The following is a 16,914-nucleotide window of genomic DNA, read 5'->3' as shown; positions in this document are numbered from 1 at the left end:
CCATCGCTGCGGCGCACTCCCCCGCCCTGCAATTTTCGCTATCGGACCGCGGCGCCAGAGACGGCGGTGACGATGTATTTCTGGAAAAAGAGGTAGACGATCAGGATCGGCGCGCCGGCGAACACCGCCTGCGCCATCAGGAAGCCGATGCCTTCGGACTGGGCGAAATTGGTCTGTGTCGAAGCCATGCCGACGGTCAGCGTGTACATGTCCTTCCTGGTTGCCGAGATCAGCGGCCACAAGTAATCGTTCCAGGCGCCGAGGAAGGTGAAGATGCCGAGGGTTGCCTGCGCAGGCACCGTGAGCGGCAGCAGCACCTTCCAGAAGGTCCGGAACCGGCTGGCATTGTCCAGCATGGCGGCTTCGTCCAGCTCCTTCGGGATGGCCTTGAAATATTGGGTCATCAGGAAGACGCCGAACGAAGCCGACAGGCCGGGGAGAATGAGCCCGTGATAGGTGTTGTGGAACTTCAACATGCTGAAGATCTGGTGGCGGGCGACGAGCACGGCCTGTTCCGGCACCGCCAGACCGAAGAGCACGATCACGAACAGGACGTTTTTCCCGGGGAAGTTCAGACGTGCAAACCCGTAGCCGGCGAGCGACGACAGGATCAGCGTACCGAGTGTCAGCCCGCCCGAGACGATTATGCTGTTGAGCACCCAGAGAAATACCGAAGAGGTACCGATGGTGTTGATGTAGTTCCTGAGCGTGTAGGGTGCGCGAAAAACCGAATTCGGATCGGCCATCAGCTCGGCATTTTCCTTGAGCGACAGGCCGATGACCCACAGAACCGGCGCGATCATGGCGATCGAAAGCAGGATGACGAGGGCCAGCAACACGCGGTCGCCAAATGCGCGTCCCCTGATGGAACTGGCTGGCGCGCTCATGCCTGATCCGCCTTGTTGCGTGCGACGAGGTACTGGGCCATGGCCGCGATCAGGATCAGAATGAACAGGATTTCCGATGCCGCGGCGCCCATGCCCAGATCCCAACGACGGAATGCGGTGTCATAGATGTAGAGCACGATCGGCTTGGTGAGATTGTTCGGGCCGCCGCGCGTCATCAGCCAAGCCTGGCCGAACAGCTGAAATTGCAGCACGATCTGGATAATGATCACCAGGATGAAAGTGCGTTTGATCGACGGCAGCGTAATCGAGCGCAGCGTCTGCCAGCGATTGGCATTGTCCAGGGCTGCCGCTTCGTAAATATCCTGCGGAATCTGCTGCAGGGCCGAGAGAAACAGCATCATCGGCAAGCCGATGCACCACCAGACAGTGGCAATGGCGATACCGATCATCGCGAGGCTGGGGTCGGAAATGAAAGCCGGGGCGGTTGCGCCGAACCATCCGTAGATCGTCGACAGAAGGCCGACATTCGGAATGAACACGATGCGCCAGATCAGTGTGACGATTGTGACCGACAGCACCGAGGACGAAAAGAAGAGGGTCCGCAGCACAGCGGCGGTACGCGTGCGGCGGTTGAGGCAAAGCGCGAGAAAAAGACCGATCAGCGCCAGCGTCGGCACTGTCAGAAGCACGAAGTAGAAGGTGTTCCAGACCGATTGCAGGAAGACCTTGTCGTGAAACAGCCTGACATAATTGCCGAGACCGACAAAATTTCCGGACGAGAACGTGTCGGCCTTGTGGAAGCTCAGCCACATTCCCCAGAGGAGCGGAAAGATGAGCAGCGTCGTGAAGAAGAACAGGAACGGTGCGACGAAAACGAAGTTTCGCCATTGCGGCGCATAGATATCGATGCTGGGAGCCCTGACGCTCGCTGCCAGCGTCGCGGTCCGCGGCATCGTCATCCGGTCGGCCATATCAAGCCTCCCTCGCGTGCCAGGCGCGGCCGGCCGCGTTGAACAGATGCGACTTCTGGCCGTCGAAGGCGAGCCCTACCTTGTGGCCGACAGCGACGCCGCTGTTGCCGACATCCGAGCCGACGATCTGCTGGCCATCGCCGAGACTAATGTAGATCAAGGTGCGCTCGCCAAGCCGCTCGAGCACATCGACCACGCCATCGGCATTGCCCTGTCCGGCAGGAACGATGCGGACATCTTCCGAGCGGATGCCGAAGCTATACCTATCGTCGGTCAACAGGTCGGAAGAAATCGCGGTCCGAACCGATATACCGTCCGAAAACTTGGCCGTGGCGTTGCCACCCGATCTGTCGAGTGCCGCATCGATAAAGTTCATCGCCGGGGCACCGACGAAGCCGGCGACGAATCTGGTCGCGGGGCGCTCGTAGATTTCCATAGGAGAGCCGATCTGCTCGATCCTGCGATTGTTCATGACGACGATGCGGTCGGCGAGCGTCATGGCCTCGACCTGATCGTGGGTGACGAAGATCATCGTCGATTGCAGGCGTTGGTGAAGCTGGGCAAGTTCGAGGCGGGTGCGGGTGCGCAGGGCCGCATCGAGATTAGAGAGCGGCTCGTCGAACAGGAAGGCCTTCGGCTCTTTCACGATCGCACGGCCGATGGCGACACGCTGGCGCTGGCCGCCCGAGAGCTGGCCCGGTTTGCGTTCGAGCAAATGCGGCATTTCCAGGATGCGGGCGGCTTCGTTGATCCGCGCGTCAATGACCTCGCGCGACATGCCGATATTCTCAAGCCCGAAGGCCATGTTGTCGCGCACCGTCATATGCGGATAGAGCGCATACGACTGGAACACCATGGCAATGCCGCGCTTGCCCGGCGGCAGATGATCGATGCGCTCCTTGTTGATGGCGATTTCGCCGCTATCAACAGTTTCGAGACCTGCGATCATTCGCAAAAGCGTCGATTTCCCGCATCCGGATGGACCGAGAAATACGATGAATTCGCGTGCCTTGATGGAGAGCGACAGATCCTCCAGCACCGACATGGCACCGAAGTGCTTGCTCACATTCCTGATTTCGATATCGGCCGTCACTTCGACGCTCCTCCTCAGCGCATGCACTTTCCGACAACACGCCCGAGGTCACAGCTTCAGGCGTATCATCTGGTAGGAATAGGCCGGCAGCGACAGGCTCAATCTGCCGTCAGTCACCGAGGCGCCCACTCCCTTCCTGGGGCCGACATTGCCGGGATTCCCGGCTGAATTGACGGCTTTGAGATCGGCGTGCGTCATCATTTGATGATCGACGATATCAGCCGCGCCGAAACCGGTGATGTCGATCACGGTTTCGATCGCCTCGCTCGAATGGCGGTTGACGGCGAAGAAGGTGACATGGCCGGTTTTGGTGTCGTGCACGCCGGCCACATCGACATAGGAAACGTCGCCAGCGACGGTGGACTTGTAGGTCGGGCATTCCACCTTGAGATCCAGCGCATTGCCGCGGCCGTAGATCGAAGCATAGAGATAGGGATAGTAGATCGTCTGGCGCCATGCCGGGCCGTTGGGAACGGTCATGATCGGTGCGATGACGTTGACCAGTTGCGCCATGCACGCGATCTTGACCACATCGGAACGACGGATGAAGGTGTTGAGGATCAAGCCGACCTGCAGCACGTCCTCGAAATTGTAGATATCCTCGAGCAGCGGCGGGGCAAAGGGCCAGCCGTCATTGCCGCCCAGGATCTTCTTGTCCTGCTCCTTGGAATGGTACCAGACGTTCCATTCGTCGAACGAGATGTAGACCTGCTTGCTGGAGCGCTTCTTGGCCTTGATGTAGTCGATGACGCCGGCGACCGAGGCGATGTAGTCGTCGAGCTTCTCGCTCATGGCGAGATAGTTCGGCGCGTCATTGGCTTCGTTGTCGAAATACATGTGCAGCGAGATGTAGTCGACCTCGTTGTAGGTGTGGTCGAGAACGGTCGCTTCCCACTCGGGATAGGTCGGCATCTTGGCATTCGAAGAACCGCAGACCACCAGTTCGAGCGACTTGGAAAAGGCGCGCATGGCCTTGGCCGTCTCGTGGGCCAGGCGGCCGTACTCGTCGGCGGTCTTGTGGCCGATCTGCCAGGGGCCGTCCATTTCGTTGCCGAGGCACCACAGCTTGACGTCGAAGGGCTCCTTGCGGCCGTTGGCGATACGCTTGTCGCTCCACTCACTTCCGCCTGGATGATTGGTGTATTCGAGAAAGTTGCGGGCTTCATCGAGGCCACGCGAGCCGAGATTGACGGCAAGCATCATCTCGGTGTTGGCGGATGCGCACCAGTTGGCAAATTCATGCAGGCCGACTTCGTTGCTTTCCGACGTATGCCAGGCGAGGTCGAGGCGCACCGGGCGTTCTCCCTTGGGGCCGACACCGTCCTCCCAATTGTAAGCGGACACAAAATTGCCGCCGGGATAGCGGACGATCGGAACGTTGAGTTCCCTGACCAGATCGATAACGTCTTGACGCATGCCATTGGCATCCGCCGTCGGGTGGCCCGGCTCATAGATGCCGGTGTAAACTGCCCGCCCCAGATGCTCGATAAAGGATCCATACAGCCTCGGATCGATTTCCGAGACGACATAGCGCGGATGCGCCGTAACGGCTGCCTGCATACATTCCTCCCACAATATCACAAATGATGATTTAAATCACCTTACCCGATATCAAAGGCGACTTGGCAGCCTTCGTCAAGTCAAAATTGGCAAAAGTCTGACAATTGAACTATGATTTCGGCAATAAGTGATTTCATGCCATTGAAATTGCTTAGTTATTTCAAAACCCGGTTTGATGATATCAACCGGTTTTGATCCTAAGCAGGATGTCCTGGTCGTAATTTCCAAACCCCTTGCCGAAAATATTGATCCCACCGGGACGCTTGGCGTCGTCCTTGACGCCAATACGGACGCGGATTGAATGATGGCTCTTGAGGTCGAGCGCGGAGAGGCTGGTTTCGGAAATCCTGAGGCCGTCGACATAGGTGCCGTCAGTGGAAATTCGCCAGTTCTTCAGCTTGCCATATTGCGAGCCCTTGAGCTTCCACCAGGAGGGCGTGAAAACGCCACGCTTGTCGCCGAAATCGCCGGGTGACGTCCAGGTGCCGACATCGACGCCATTGATGGTCAACGTGATGTCGGAGGGCCAGTCGGCGCTGGTGCCCGGCACCTCCGAGGACAGTTCCATTGCCACTTCGAGTTCGGTGATCTCGGCGTTGGCGAGCTTGGCATTGTTGGGGAACTGATATTCGACAAAGCCGCGCGTGAACCACAGCAGCCCGGCTTTCATACGGTCCGGATCGAGGAACGTGTTCGGCACGTCGAGCAGACCGATGATCCCATCCGGCGAACACAGGCCGCAGGGCGCCGTGACCTCGAAACCAGTGTAAAGCCCGATCGGCATCGACACTTCGATCGCGTTGTTCCTGACCGCGCGATATTCGCTCTTGAAGACCACGAGCACTTCCTCGGCGGTCGGATAACAGATCTTCTGGCTGCCCTTCTTCGCCTTCTGGTTCTCGGTGCGGATCAGGCCAGCATCCTCGAGCACCTGGATATTGGTCGAGACCGTCGATTGCGGCAGCGACAGCACGGCGGCGATGTCATTGACATTCATCGGCCCCTTCTCATGCAGCAATTTCAGCATGGAGATGCGTGCCAAAGAGGCCAGCCCCTTGAGGACGGCAATGTCCTTCTCGGGTTCGATCACAAGAAAATTGCGACTCATGAATTTGCCAACCCTGTGCGAAATCTATATCCGAAATTACCTTGTATATCGGGATAATTGATTTAATCAATGCACTGGCTGGGCATTTTTCTGCTCAAACCGCGGAGGAGGGCTGACCAACATGCCGAGCCGCACGCGGAGACCGCGCGGTACTGGCGACAATCCACCCACAAGGTCTGATCGAATTTGCACATGTCACCACGAGCAATTGACGCCGTGCGTCGGTTTATCGACCGACCAAGGTCAAATCGATCTCGGTAATGTGCCAGCGGCCGAGATTGGCGGCGTAAAGTTTGTTGCCTTTGAATGCGATGTTGGTGGGATGCGCGAGCGTCGTCGCGGCCGAATCCTCGATCAGTGTCTCGAGTCCCCGGTCCTTGCGCCAGCAATAGATCCGGCTGGGCTCATAGCATGAAATGAACAACGAGCCGTCCTGAGCGAAGGCTAGGCCATCCGGGACGTTATGCACGCCTTCGACAACGACCCGTCGCGGCCCAGCCGCACCGTCGGCAAGGATCGGCACGTGGCTGACACACGACGCATTGCTTTCCACCACATAAAGCCCGCTCCCCTCCGGCGCCATGGCCATCCCGTTGGCGAAGGACATCGCCTCCTGGCACCACAGACGGCCCTCGCCCGTCTTGAGATCGTAGCGGAAGATGCCGGAGCGATTGTCCTCGCCGACGCTGTCCGACACGTAGAGCCAGCCCCTCGCCTCGTCGACGATGGGATAATTCGGCACGCGGATGCCGGACGACGCGAAGCGTTCCATGCGCGCGGTTGCGGCATCCCAGCGAAAGATCGCGGCATGCTTCAGGTCGCAGGCAAAACAGTTGCCGGCGCTGTCGAAGGCTATGCCAAGCAGGAAGCCATCCGTGCCGCCCATGCGTTCGACCGAGCCGCCGTCGGCGGCAAGCCGCAGGAGGTCACCGGTTTCGGTGCCGCACCAGATCGACCCGTCACGGTGGACAGCCACGCCCTCCGGGTGCGCGACGCGAGGGCTGGTGAAGATGCCGTCGAAGAAAACGCGCGCGGCGGACATGTCGAGCAACGGCTTTACCATGGGGTCCTCAGCTTGCGATATACGATCTCTGTGCGACGATGCAGCGCTCGACCATCGCGCGGTCGGCGGCGAGAATCTCGGCGATCAGCGCACCGCGCTCCTTGGCGCTGACAAATTCGAGACGACGCAGGCCGAGCGGGTCGATGCGATTGCGCAGAACAGCGAGCGCATCGCTGGAAGGCAACGGGACCTCTCGGCAATCGGCGTCGAAGGTCACCGCAAACCCGGTGGCGGCGCGGATCTGCTGCTGCATGACGCCTGGCATGGTCTCGATGACGATCAATTCCCGGGATATCCGGTCGAGCCGGAAGACGCAGAGATCGGTGAACACCAGCGCCTTGCCGGTGCGATAGCCCATCGGCTCGCGCTCGGCCGGCGTCAGCAGCCCGCGGGCGGAACTCGCGATCTCCACCTCGTCCACCAGCGACTGGACAGAATGCCGGGGAATGTAGAGCAAATAGTCGCGGTGCATGTTGGCGACATCGGCCATGCCGCCTTGCCCTGGCAACCGGATCAGGCCGCCGCTCGGTTTGCGCAGCGCGATGGTGTTGACGCGACCACGCCGGTCGACTTGTGCCGCGCCGACGATCTCATGCGTCACGGCACCTGCCTGATAGTAGGTCGAGTAGGTGTCGTCGCCGCCGGCATGCGTCACAGCCGTCTCCCAATCCAGGCTTTCGATCAGCGACAGGATCATCGGGCTCGGCGCGATGTCGAGATGGCCGCAGCTCATCGTCGCGATGATCATGTCGGGCGCGTGCGTTGCCTTGGCCAGCCGGTAGGCAACGTTGGCCAGCGGCGAGACAGCGCCGGCGCTGGCAAAACTCTCATTGTCGAGTTCGGCGGCGATGCGGCCTGCAATGATCTCGTCGATGGATGCTTTCTCCTCACCATGTGCGAGCGCCGGCATTGCGAGGGCCGTTTTGGCGCGAACCTTCGCGGCCTTTTGCAGCGGCTTCGGCACGCCATCGGAGGGCAGCCGCAAACTATCCGCCAAGAGCGTTTCGCTGGCCGCCAATCCCTGCGCAAGCGCCTGATAATCGGTGACATAGAATGGCAGGCAGGACGCCGGCCAGGCGCCACCCGGCGCCAGCGCTATGGCCGAAACCTGGTTGCGGGTGAGGATGCTCTGGCGCCCGTCCTGCCGCAGCGCCCCGACCGGGACGACCTCCTCGACCGTGACCAGCACCTTGCGCGCGGCACCCGCCATCGCGAAGTCCAATGCGCGCGGCCCAACGATCTGCACATTGCCGCTTTCATCCGCGCGCTGGGCGTGGACGACGAACGTATCGAGGCGCAGCGGCGGGATGAAACCGGTGTCGGTCCCGGCGATCGGATCAGGCCCGGCGCTCGCCCCCGGCACGCGCGCCAGCATGTCGGAACCCAGGGGCAGCTGAAACGGCATTGACGGCAGGTTCTGCTGCGCTGCCCGTAACGCCTGGATCATGGCCAGCGCTGTCCAGTCGCGAACCGGCATCGCACCAGTTTCGGCGGCAGCGCGGAAACGCGGCGGCAGGCCGAAAATGTCGAGGCTGGAAAAGCAGACATCGATCTCCGCCACCGCACCCGCTTCGAGCAGCAGTTCGAGCGGCAAGCCGCCGGCCCAGCAGACGTAACGCAAATCCTTGACGTCCGACTGGGCTATCGTGCGCAGCAATGCAATCGGCAACCGAGCGAAATGGTGACCGCCGACGCCAAGCGAGTCGCCTTGTCGGACCATCGCGGCCAGCCCTTCGATCTCAGTGAAGCGCGGCCGGTTCGACTTGACCAGGGACATTGCGGCACGATCATTCACAGCGCGGACGCCTCGATGCGGTAGCGGGTCACGAACGGCTTTTCGGCTGAGAATTCCAGTGCCGTCGCAATGCCGGATTGGGCGATGGGGTTGTCAGCCAGCGCGGTCGCCGGGCCGAGCCCGAAGGCTGAGCAGATCGGCTCGATGCCGATGGCGACATGACGCCCATTCCAGGGAGCCGCCTTGCGGCCGCGATTGGAGTACCAGAGCAGAAGGCTGGGGAAATGCTCCCTCTGCCAGGAGAGCTCTACCCGGTAGCCGTCCTCGTGGTTGGCGAGCGCCGCCACACCATCGACCCCCTCGATCTGCAGCAACTCCTCCGTGTCGGCGGCCAGAGGAAGCAGCGAGGCATCGATCGCACCCCCGCTGCGCGATGGCACGGCGCTCAGTTCGAAGAAGGTTTTGTTTCTTGCAAACAGCGCTGCGCCCGGTTCCACGTCGTGTGGATAGGTGCGGCCTTCATCGAAACCGCCGAGCTCGAGCGCGGCGGCGCCTGTCTCGAACGGCAGCCGGAACACCGGGTGCAGGCCGATCGGCAAGCGACAGGCTCGGCGGACGGCGATCTTGAATTCAATGTCGATAGCCGGCGCCGATTGATCGGGCGTAATCGTCCGTTCAACACGCTCGACAGGACTGCCTTTGGGATAGTCCAGTACCAGCGACAGCGACCCGCTCTCGCTGTCGCGCCAAGCCCAGTCATGGTTGGAGCTGTGGCCATGGACTTCTTCGTCAAGCTCCGGCGGCCCCATCACGCGCGTCCAGCCCTCGGGCCATCCACCGGCGGGCACTGAATAGCCGAAGGGCACGCAGGGCCACTCGCCGCGCAACCGGCGCAGGATGCCCGGCAAGGCTTCCGCCCCCGGCTCGTGCGACCAGGGTGCGATGTGCATCGGCGAGATTTGCCGGCCGTCCGCCAGGAGGAACGTGATGGGCGCCAGCATCGCGCCGAGCCGCTGCACGGTCAGCGCGCCATGCGCCCAACCCAGCCCACGATAGTCATCATCGACGCTCACGGCCCGGCCTTTTTCACCTGCGCTCCGCTCTTGTCGGCAAACGCCTTGACGCGCTGCTGGCCGATCTCGCCTCGGTAGAGGTCACCCAGCATGTCGCGCTCCATGGCGAGGCCATCGGCCAGATTGCCAGACACGGCGTGCGCCGTCAGGGCCTTCAACCCTTCGATCGCCTCGGCCGGTTCGGCGGCGATCATCTGCGCCAGCTCAAGCGCGCGCGGCATCAGCCTGTCGACATCGACGACCTCGTTGACCAGGCCGGCAGCGATGAATTCGGAAGCCGGCACGATGGCACCGGTCATCAGCAGAAGGTTGGCACGGTTGCGGCCGAGCTTGGCGACGCTGCGTTGCGTGCCGCCACCGCCGGGAACCAGCCCCAGCTTGATCTCCGGCAGACCGAGTTTCGCGAACTGGTTGGCGATCACGATGTCGCAACACAGCACCAGTTCCATGCCGCCGCCCAAGGCAAAGCCGTTGACCGCCGCGATCACCGGCTTGCTGTTGTTCTCGATCGCCGCGTACATGCGCATGCCGGCAGCCTGGAACGTGTCGAACTCGGCGGCCGTCTGCGCGGCGTATTCCTTGATATCGGCGCCGGCCATGAAGCCGCGACCTTCGCCGGTCACCACGATCGCCCCTACACCCGCATCGTCGGACAGGGCCTCGAAGGCGTTGGTGATCTCGCCTTGCATCATCCGGTTCATGGCGTTGAGCTGGTCGGCGCGGCGGAAGGTGACGACCGCGACGCGGCCCAGGATTTCGACCGTGAGTGTCTGGTAGACGCGCATTGTCATGCCGCGTCCACGGTCATGTCGCCGGACGCCTCCAATGCTGCGATTTCCTCCTTGGAGACGCCGAACTCGGCCAGGATCTCGCGGCCATGCTGGCCGACCAGCGGCGCCGGCCGATCGATGGTCGCGGGGGTCTCGCTCATCTTGACCGCGGGTGCCACCACCCGCACCTTGCCGCCGCGCGGATGATCATAACTGGTGATCATGCCCATATGCTTGACCTGCGGGTCCTCTGCCGCACTGCGGATATCCTTCACCTCGGCGCACCAGACGTCGGCCGCCAGCAGCCGTGCCAGCAGATCCTGCGTAGCGAATTTCTTCGTCTCCGCGTTGACCTTCTCGAACACCTCGTCGCGCTTGTCGAACAGGGTTTTCAAATCGTCATAGACGGCAAGCTGCGGCGCCTCCAGCACCTCGTAAAGCGTCTTGAACGGGCTCATCGCGATCGAGATGTAGCCGCCGTCCTTCGCTTCGTAGATGCCGAACGGCGCCTGCATGCCGGGATGACCGATGCCGGAATTGGGCCGCACGAAATCCTCGCCGAGGTTGAGCACGGCGACATATTCCTGATTGAGATGCGCCAGCAGGCCGGCCAGCAGATTGACCTCGATCTTCTGGCCTTTGCCGGTTTTCTCGCGATAATAGAGCGCCGACAGGATGCCGTAGACCATGTTCATGGCGCCGATCTGGTCGGCGAGTCCGGCGCCGGCCGGAACCGGCGCCTGATCGCCGCGGCCGGTGTTGGCAATCAACCCGGCAAGCCCCTGGATCAGCATGTCCTGGCCGGGGCGCTCGACATAGGGGCCTTCCTCACCATAGCCGGAACCCGAACAATAGATGATGCGCGGATTGACTACCTTGAAGTCCTCATAGCCATAGCCGAGCTTGGCCAGCACGCCGGGGCGGAAATTCTGCACCACCACATCGGCGCTCTTGGCCATCTCCATGATGATGGCGTGCACCTTGCGGCTCTTCAGGTTGAGGGCAATCGAGCGCTTGTTGCGGTTCCAGGCGAGGAAATTCGGGCTCTCCGAGCCGCCCACCCATTTTGCGAAGAAGGTCATGCCGCGGAACATGTCGCCGGCGCCGGCGCGCTCGACCTTGATGACGTCGGCGCCCATGTCGCCGAGCAGCTGCGTGGCGAACGGCCCCTGCAGCAAATGGCTGAAATCGAGGATGCGGACGCCTTCGAGGGCCTTGTTCATTTCAAATCTCGTTTCGTGTTTTCAAAGCAGTTCGGGAACATAGCGCGGTGCGGCGGTCAGTCCGCCATCCACACGCAGATCGGTGCCGGTGGTGAAGCCCGCGGCATCGGAGGCGAGATAGACGGCAGCCTCCGCCACTTCGGAAGGCTCGCCGATGCGGCCGAGCGGATGCATCTTGACCCAGGCTTTTGCCAGATTGCCGCCGATCTCCTTGATCAGCCTGTCGTTCATCGGCGTGTTGATGGTGCCCGGCGAGATCGAATTGACGCGGATGTTCACCGGCCCAAACTCGACCGCCATCTGGCGCGTCATCGCCATCACCGCGCCCTTGGCGCCGGCATAGGCGGTCCAGCCGTCGAGGCCGATATGACCCTGCGCCGAGGCCATGTTGATGATCGAGCCGGACTTCTGTGCGATCATGTGCGGCAACGCGTATTTGCAGCCGCGAAACACGCTGGTCAGGTTGACCGCGATCAGCCGGTGCCATTGCTCATCGGTCATCTCGTGCACCGGCATGCCGCCAATGGCGATGGCGGCATTGTTGACCAGGACGTCGAGGTGCCCAGTCCTGGTGACAGCGCTGTCGATGAGGCCGGCGATATCGGCCTCTTGAGAGACATCGCAATGCACGTAATCGGCCTGACGGCCGGCGGCGCGAAGCGCGGTCGCGAATTCCTCGCCCGCGCCGTCGGCTATGTCGCCGAGGAAGACATGCGCGCCTTCACGCGCCATCGCTTCAGTGATCGCGTGGCCGATGCCATCGGCGGCACCGGTGATGACGGCGGTTTTCCCTTCGAGACGAGCCATGTCAGCCTCCATTCGCGCGCCGGCGTTTCGCCTCGTCGAAGGCGACCGCGGCGATGATGATCATGCCGGTGATGACCAGCTGCCATTCGGTAGGCAGGCCGAGCCCGCGCAGGCCGTTGGACAGGAACTGCAGGATCAGCACGCCCAGCGCCATGCCGGTCAGGCTGCCGATGCCGCCGGCAAGGCTGACCCCACCGAGCACCGTCGCGGCAACGACCTGGAATTCGAAATTGAGCCCCGCCGTATGCTGCGCCGAGCCGACGCGTGCGGCCAGAATAATGCCCGCAACGGTCGCCAGCAGTGAGCTGATGATGAAGCAGATGAACTTGACGCGCCGCACATCATAGCCGGCCAGCCGCGCCACTTCCTGATTGCCGCCGACGGCATAGATCTGCCGTCCGAACGGCCGATGCCGCATCATGTAGGCGAAGGCGGCGAGCAGGACGATGGCGATGACAGCCGAATAGGGGATGGTGTTGAACAGGCGGCCATCCGACAGAGCGATGAAGCTGTCGAGGCTGGCATCGTCCGGGATGGCGCGCTGGCCGGTGTAGAGATAAACGCCGCCACGCATGATGAACATCGTGCCCAAGGTCACGATCAGCGAGTTGATGCCGGCATAGGCGGTGAGATAGCCGTTCACCACGCCGATGATCAGCCCGAACAGCAGCGCGCAACTGACGCCGAGCCACAGCGAATTGGTGTCGTTCATGACGATGACCAGCGGCAACGCAATGGTCGCGAGCAGCGAGCCGATCGAGATGTCGACCTCGCCGGAAATGAAGACGATGGCGCAGCCAATCCCGGCGATCAGCGGCAGCGACGCCTGGCCAAGCACGTTGGTCAGATTGCGCACGGAGAAGAAATTCTCGACCGTGAAGGAAAAGAACGCCAACACCAGGATAAGGCAGACAAGCAGCGCCAGTTCCTGCCGGGCAACGAGCCGCACCAGCATGGATGGTTGGGCCCTTGCGGAAGCCGTGGCTGCAAAGCTCATCGGATGCTCCCTTCGAGGCGGGGCTGATCGCTGGATGTCATCATCTTACCCGATCGCCGCATTGAGGATCTTCTCCTGTGTGGCTTCCTCGCGCGACATGATCACGGTCAGGCGGCCTTCGCACATCACCGCGATCCGGTCCGCAAGACCGAGCAGTTCCGGCATCTCGGACGTCATCATGACCACCGCTAGGCCCTCGCCGGCGAGCCGGTCGATCAGCGCGAAGATTTCCGACTTGGCACCGACATCGATGCCGCGCGTCGGCTCGTCGACGACGATCACTTTCAGGCCCCGCATCAGCCAACGCGCGATCAGCACTTTCTGCTGATTGCCGCCCGACAGGTTCTTCACCTGCTGGAGCAGGCTGGGCGTCTTGATGCGGAAACGGTCGACATAGTCCTGCACTGCTTTGTGTTCCTTCGCCTTGTCGACGAACCCCAGGCGGGCGAAAGCACCAAGCGAGGCCAGGCTTGCATTCTGGTAGACAGGCAGTTCGCCCATCAGCCCTTCGCTCTTGCGGTCCTCGGTAAGCAGACCAATGCCGAGCTTGACGCCGGTGCGCGTATCGTGCGGCGCGAGCCGGCTGCCGTCGACGGTGATCGTCCCCGCGGTGATTGGGTCGTAGCCGACGATCGCCTTGGCGAGTTCGGTGCGGCCCGCGCCCATCAACCCGAAGAAGCCGAGCACCTCGCCGGCGCGCGCCTCGAAGGAGACGTCGGTCAGCTTCTTCGCCGTGCTGAGGTTATCCACCGACAGCGCGACCTTGCTGCCCGCCGCGCCGCGCTGGCGGGGAAACAGATTGTCGATGCGCCGGCCGATCATGTCCTGGATGAGCGTGTCGTTGGTGTGCTCGCCGATCGGCCTGGTCGAGATGTGGCGTCCATCGCGCAGCACGGTCACCGTGTCGGCGATCTCGAAAACCTCGTCGAGCTTGTGGCTGACATAGACCACCGCGATGCCAAGGCTGGCCAGCCGGCGGATGACTGTGAATAGCAACGAGACCTCGTTCGGCGTCAGCGAGGATGTCGGTTCGTCCATCACCACGACGCGGGCTTCATGGGCGAGCGCACGGGCGATCTCGACCATCTGCTGCTGGCTGACCGGCAGCGATCCCGTGCGTGCCGCCGGATCGACGTTGAAGCCGATGCGGTTGAACAGCGCGGCAGAATCGGCACGAATCTTCTTCCAGTCGATCGAGCCGGCCCTGCCGGTCGGATAGCCTTCCAAGAAGATGTTCTCGGCAACGGTGAATTCGGAGATCAGCGCGATCTCCTGAAACACGACCTTGATGCCTTCCTTCAAGCTGTCGCGCGGCGACTTGATGTCGACCTCGCGCCCGCGCATGCGGATGGTGCCGGCATCCTTGCCGTAGACACCAGCCATGATCTTGATCAGCGTCGACTTGCCGGCGCCGTTCTCGCCCATCAAGGCATGGATCTTGCCGGGCTCCAGGCTGAAGTCGACATTGTCGAGCGCCACGACGCCGGGGAAGCGCTTGTCGATGCCGCGCAGTTCGAGCGCCGGCACGCTGGTGTCGATGGCCGCGCCTTCGCCAGGGTGAAGGAAATCAACGGACATTGGCTCTGTTCCGGATGATGTCGAGATAGGTTGCAAGGATGATGACGACGCCCGGCACGACCATCTGCAGGTCCTGGTTCCAGCCGAGAATGATGATGCCGTTGTCGATCACCTTCAGCACCAGTACGCCGAGCAAGGTGCCGAACAGCGATCCACGGCCGCCGAGCAGGCTGGTGCCGCCGAGGATGACGGCAGCAATGACCGTCAGTTCGAAGCCGCGGCCGGCGGTCGGCTGGCCGGCATTCATCAGCGACGACAGGATCATGCCGGCAACGCCGACGCAGAGCCCGGTGAGAACGAAGGCAAACAGCTTGAGGCGCTCCGACCGAAGGCCGGACAGGCGCACCGCCTTTTCATTGGCGCCAACCGCATAGAGGTAGCGGCCGAGCGTGGTGAAACGCAGCGTCACATAGGCAACCACGAAGATCAGCGCCGCCAGAATGACGGGGACCGGCACCGCGCCGACGTAGCCGGCGCCGAGATCGGTGAAGCTCGCGAGCTGATTGTGGTTCTGCACCGCCTCGCGCGTGAACAGATAGACGCCGCCTTGCAGCATCATCATCGTGCCGATGGTGGCGATCAGCGAGTTGACCCGGAGCCTGGTGACGACCAGCCCATTGAACAGGCCTACCCCGCCGGCAAAGGCAAGGGCCGCCAGCAAGCCGAGCGTGAGGCTGTGGGTAGAATTGAGCACCGCCATGCCGATGCAGCCGACGAAGGCGAGTGAAGCGCCGACCGACAAATCGACCTCGGCAGTGATGATGAGCATGGTCATGCCCGAGGCAACGATCAGCACCAGCGCGCATTGGCGCAGAATGGCGATGATGTTGGCCTCCGAATAGAATTGCGGCGCCGCGATCGAGATGGCGATGCACAGCACAGCCAGGATGACACCCAGCACAAGCTGGCTGCTGCCCAGCAGCTGGCCGCCGACAAGGCGCTTCGGCGCGGAGGCGTGTATAAGTTCGCTCATCTCAATCCATTCCGAGCCGCCATGGTTCAGGCGCCCTTCCCGCAATGCGGGAAGGGCAAAGTCGGTCGGCTTTATTTCTTCAGGTCGGCGGACGTCTTCATGCACTTTGCCGGCGGCTGCAGTGCGTTGACGGCATCCCATTTGATGGTTCGGGTGGTGCCGTCGTAGTCATAGAACTTCTTCCAGTCCTCGCCGTTCATCGGCGCGGTCGGGCTGACGATGTGCTCCGGCACTTCCTCGCTGTTGAACAGTTTCACCGCGGCATCGATGGCAGTAAAGCCTTCCTTTTCCGGGAACATCGCGGCCTCGATACGATACGATGGCTCGTTCTGCATCGCGTTGATGAAGGCAAGCCCCTCGCCGCCGGTGCCGACGGTCAACAGGCCGTCCTGCTGCTTGCCGGCCGCCTTCCAGGCTTGCAGGCCGCCCAGCGACGACGAGTCGTTGATGCCGTAGATGATGTTGATGTCGGCGTTCTTGGCGAGTGCCGCCGAAGACACTTCGAGCGCGCGGTCCGGATTGCCGCCGCCGTCAAGGTCGTGGATCATGACCGCGTCAGGGATGACGGTCTTCAGCCCGTCCATGAAGCCGTGCGAGCGCAGCACCGTGGCGGAAAGCAGCGGCAGGCCGACATTCATCACCTTGGCAACGCCGCCGAGCTTTTCCTTGGCATATTTGCCGGCCTCGACGCCGGAGAAATAGCCGGTGTCATAATCGCAGATGGCGACCATCGTGGTCATGCCCTTGACCGGATTGCCCTCGAGCACAACCGGAATGTTGGCGGCTTTGGCCTGACGCAGCAGCGGCACCACACCTTCTTCATTCACCGGCGTGATGATCAGCACATCGACGCCCTTGGCGATGAAGTCTTCGGCCGCGGCGACCTGCTTGGATATGTCGAGATTGGCGTCCTGCACCTCGACCTCGATGCCGAGTTCCTTCCCGTGAGCCTTCATGCCCTTGATGACGTTCTGGTACCATTCATGGGTGGCGTAATTGGTGACGTAGCCGATGCGCTTGGGCATGTTCTCGGCATATGCAGCCGCCGCGCTCATGGCCAGCGCGGCCGCGGACGCAAACAGGATTGACTTGGACCAGTGCATTTTCTTCTCCCA

The 16,914-nt window shown here is 62.0% G+C and carries 15 protein-coding genes; all 15 read right to left on the bottom strand.

The annotated features are described in order from the left end of the window. Positions 1 to 38: 38 nt before the first annotated feature. Positions 39 to 887: a carbohydrate ABC transporter permease gene (locus NKG99_RS09550; protein ID WP_352866720.1), complete on the bottom strand. Its 849-nt coding sequence runs from the start codon at positions 885 to 887 to the stop codon at positions 39 to 41. Next, positions 884 to 1,807: a carbohydrate ABC transporter permease gene (locus NKG99_RS09545; RefSeq protein WP_502913074.1), complete on the bottom strand. Its 924-nt coding sequence runs from the start codon at positions 1,805 to 1,807 to the stop codon at positions 884 to 886. The genes NKG99_RS09550 and NKG99_RS09545 overlap by 4 nt, the downstream gene beginning before the upstream one ends. 13 nt (positions 1,808 to 1,820) lie before the next feature. Continuing rightward, positions 1,821 to 2,912, bottom strand: coding sequence for an ABC transporter ATP-binding protein (locus NKG99_RS09540; RefSeq protein WP_352866717.1), 1,092 nt, complete (start codon positions 2,910 to 2,912; stop codon positions 1,821 to 1,823). A gap of 48 nt (positions 2,913 to 2,960) precedes the next feature. Then, entirely contained in the window at positions 2,961 to 4,472 is a 1,512-nt protein-coding gene (gene arfA / locus NKG99_RS09535; protein ID WP_352866714.1) for an arabinosylfuranosidase ArfA, read from the bottom strand. Between the two features lie 181 nt (positions 4,473 to 4,653). Beyond that, positions 4,654 to 5,580 (bottom strand): ArsR/SmtB family transcription factor, encoded by a 927-nt coding sequence (locus tag NKG99_RS09530; RefSeq protein WP_352866713.1) that lies wholly within the window; start codon positions 5,578 to 5,580, stop codon positions 4,654 to 4,656. 226 nt (positions 5,581 to 5,806) lie between these two features. Further along, the gene (locus NKG99_RS09525; RefSeq protein ID WP_352866711.1) at positions 5,807 to 6,643 is read right to left on the bottom strand and encodes an SMP-30/gluconolactonase/LRE family protein; all 837 of its coding nucleotides are present in this window, start codon (positions 6,641 to 6,643) and stop codon (positions 5,807 to 5,809) included. A gap of 7 nt (positions 6,644 to 6,650) precedes the next feature. Beyond that, positions 6,651 to 8,420, bottom strand: coding sequence for a CoA-transferase (locus NKG99_RS09520; protein WP_352866709.1), 1,770 nt, complete (start codon positions 8,418 to 8,420; stop codon positions 6,651 to 6,653). Positions 8,421 to 8,434: 14 nt separating this feature from the next. Then, positions 8,435 to 9,451 (bottom strand): hypothetical protein, encoded by a 1,017-nt coding sequence (locus NKG99_RS09515; protein ID WP_352866707.1) that lies wholly within the window; start codon positions 9,449 to 9,451, stop codon positions 8,435 to 8,437. Next, the gene (locus tag NKG99_RS09510; RefSeq protein WP_352866706.1) at positions 9,448 to 10,242 is read right to left on the bottom strand and encodes an enoyl-CoA hydratase/isomerase family protein; all 795 of its coding nucleotides are present in this window, start codon (positions 10,240 to 10,242) and stop codon (positions 9,448 to 9,450) included. Before NKG99_RS09510 ends, NKG99_RS09515 begins: the two co-directional genes overlap by 4 nt. After that, a complete protein-coding gene (locus NKG99_RS09505) occupies positions 10,239 to 11,444 on the bottom strand; it encodes a CaiB/BaiF CoA transferase family protein (protein ID WP_352866704.1) in 1,206 nt (401 codons plus the stop codon). The genes NKG99_RS09510 and NKG99_RS09505 overlap by 4 nt, the downstream gene beginning before the upstream one ends. Positions 11,445 to 11,465: 21 nt before the next feature. Beyond that, a complete protein-coding gene (locus NKG99_RS09500) occupies positions 11,466 to 12,251 on the bottom strand; it encodes an SDR family NAD(P)-dependent oxidoreductase (protein WP_352866702.1) in 786 nt (261 codons plus the stop codon). Position 12,252: 1 nt separating this feature from the next. After that, positions 12,253 to 13,248 (bottom strand): ABC transporter permease, encoded by a 996-nt coding sequence (locus NKG99_RS09495; RefSeq protein WP_352866699.1) that lies wholly within the window; start codon positions 13,246 to 13,248, stop codon positions 12,253 to 12,255. Between the two features lie 45 nt (positions 13,249 to 13,293). Further along, the gene (locus NKG99_RS09490) at positions 13,294 to 14,826 is read right to left on the bottom strand and encodes a sugar ABC transporter ATP-binding protein (RefSeq protein ID WP_352866697.1); all 1,533 of its coding nucleotides are present in this window, start codon (positions 14,824 to 14,826) and stop codon (positions 13,294 to 13,296) included. Next, positions 14,816 to 15,799, bottom strand: coding sequence for an ABC transporter permease (locus tag NKG99_RS09485; RefSeq protein ID WP_352866694.1), 984 nt, complete (start codon positions 15,797 to 15,799; stop codon positions 14,816 to 14,818). The genes NKG99_RS09490 and NKG99_RS09485 overlap by 11 nt, the downstream gene beginning before the upstream one ends. Positions 15,800 to 15,870: 71 nt before the next feature. After that, positions 15,871 to 16,902: a sugar ABC transporter substrate-binding protein gene (locus NKG99_RS09480; protein WP_352866693.1), complete on the bottom strand. Its 1,032-nt coding sequence runs from the start codon at positions 16,900 to 16,902 to the stop codon at positions 15,871 to 15,873. Positions 16,903 to 16,914: the final 12 nt, after the last annotated feature.

It is taken from the genome of Mesorhizobium sp. M1409 (assembly GCF_040317535.1).
Taxonomy (GTDB): Bacteria; Pseudomonadota; Alphaproteobacteria; order Rhizobiales; family Rhizobiaceae; genus Mesorhizobium.
The sequence above is the reverse complement of the archived record's forward strand: the minus strand, read 5'-3'. Positions and strand labels throughout refer to the sequence as shown.

What these genes read in the sequence shown, in the direction of transcription:
- NKG99_RS09550 (WP_352866720.1), bottom strand. Translation starts at nt 887, where the DNA reads ATGAGCGCGCCAGCCAGTTCCATCAGGGGACGCGCATTTGGCGACCGC.
- NKG99_RS09545 (WP_502913074.1), bottom strand. Translation starts at nt 1,807, where the DNA reads ATGACGATGCCGCGGACCGCGACGCTGGCAGCGAGCGTCAGGGCTCCC.
- arfA (WP_352866714.1), bottom strand. Translation starts at nt 4,472, where the DNA reads ATGCAGGCAGCCGTTACGGCGCATCCGCGCTATGTCGTCTCGGAAATC.
- NKG99_RS09530 (WP_352866713.1), bottom strand. Translation starts at nt 5,580, where the DNA reads ATGAGTCGCAATTTTCTTGTGATCGAACCCGAGAAGGACATTGCCGTC.
- NKG99_RS09525 (WP_352866711.1), bottom strand. Translation starts at nt 6,643, where the DNA reads ATGGTAAAGCCGTTGCTCGACATGTCCGCCGCGCGCGTTTTCTTCGAC.
- NKG99_RS09520 (WP_352866709.1), bottom strand. Translation starts at nt 8,420, where the DNA reads ATGTCCCTGGTCAAGTCGAACCGGCCGCGCTTCACTGAGATCGAAGGG.
- NKG99_RS09510 (WP_352866706.1), bottom strand. Translation starts at nt 10,242, where the DNA reads ATGACAATGCGCGTCTACCAGACACTCACGGTCGAAATCCTGGGCCGC.
- NKG99_RS09505 (WP_352866704.1), bottom strand. Translation starts at nt 11,444, where the DNA reads ATGAACAAGGCCCTCGAAGGCGTCCGCATCCTCGATTTCAGCCATTTG.
- NKG99_RS09500 (WP_352866702.1), bottom strand. Translation starts at nt 12,251, where the DNA reads ATGGCTCGTCTCGAAGGGAAAACCGCCGTCATCACCGGTGCCGCCGAT.
- NKG99_RS09495 (WP_352866699.1), bottom strand. Translation starts at nt 13,248, where the DNA reads ATGAGCTTTGCAGCCACGGCTTCCGCAAGGGCCCAACCATCCATGCTG.
- NKG99_RS09490 (WP_352866697.1), bottom strand. Translation starts at nt 14,826, where the DNA reads ATGTCCGTTGATTTCCTTCACCCTGGCGAAGGCGCGGCCATCGACACC.
- NKG99_RS09485 (WP_352866694.1), bottom strand. Translation starts at nt 15,799, where the DNA reads ATGAGCGAACTTATACACGCCTCCGCGCCGAAGCGCCTTGTCGGCGGC.
- NKG99_RS09480 (WP_352866693.1), bottom strand. Translation starts at nt 16,902, where the DNA reads ATGCACTGGTCCAAGTCAATCCTGTTTGCGTCCGCGGCCGCGCTGGCC.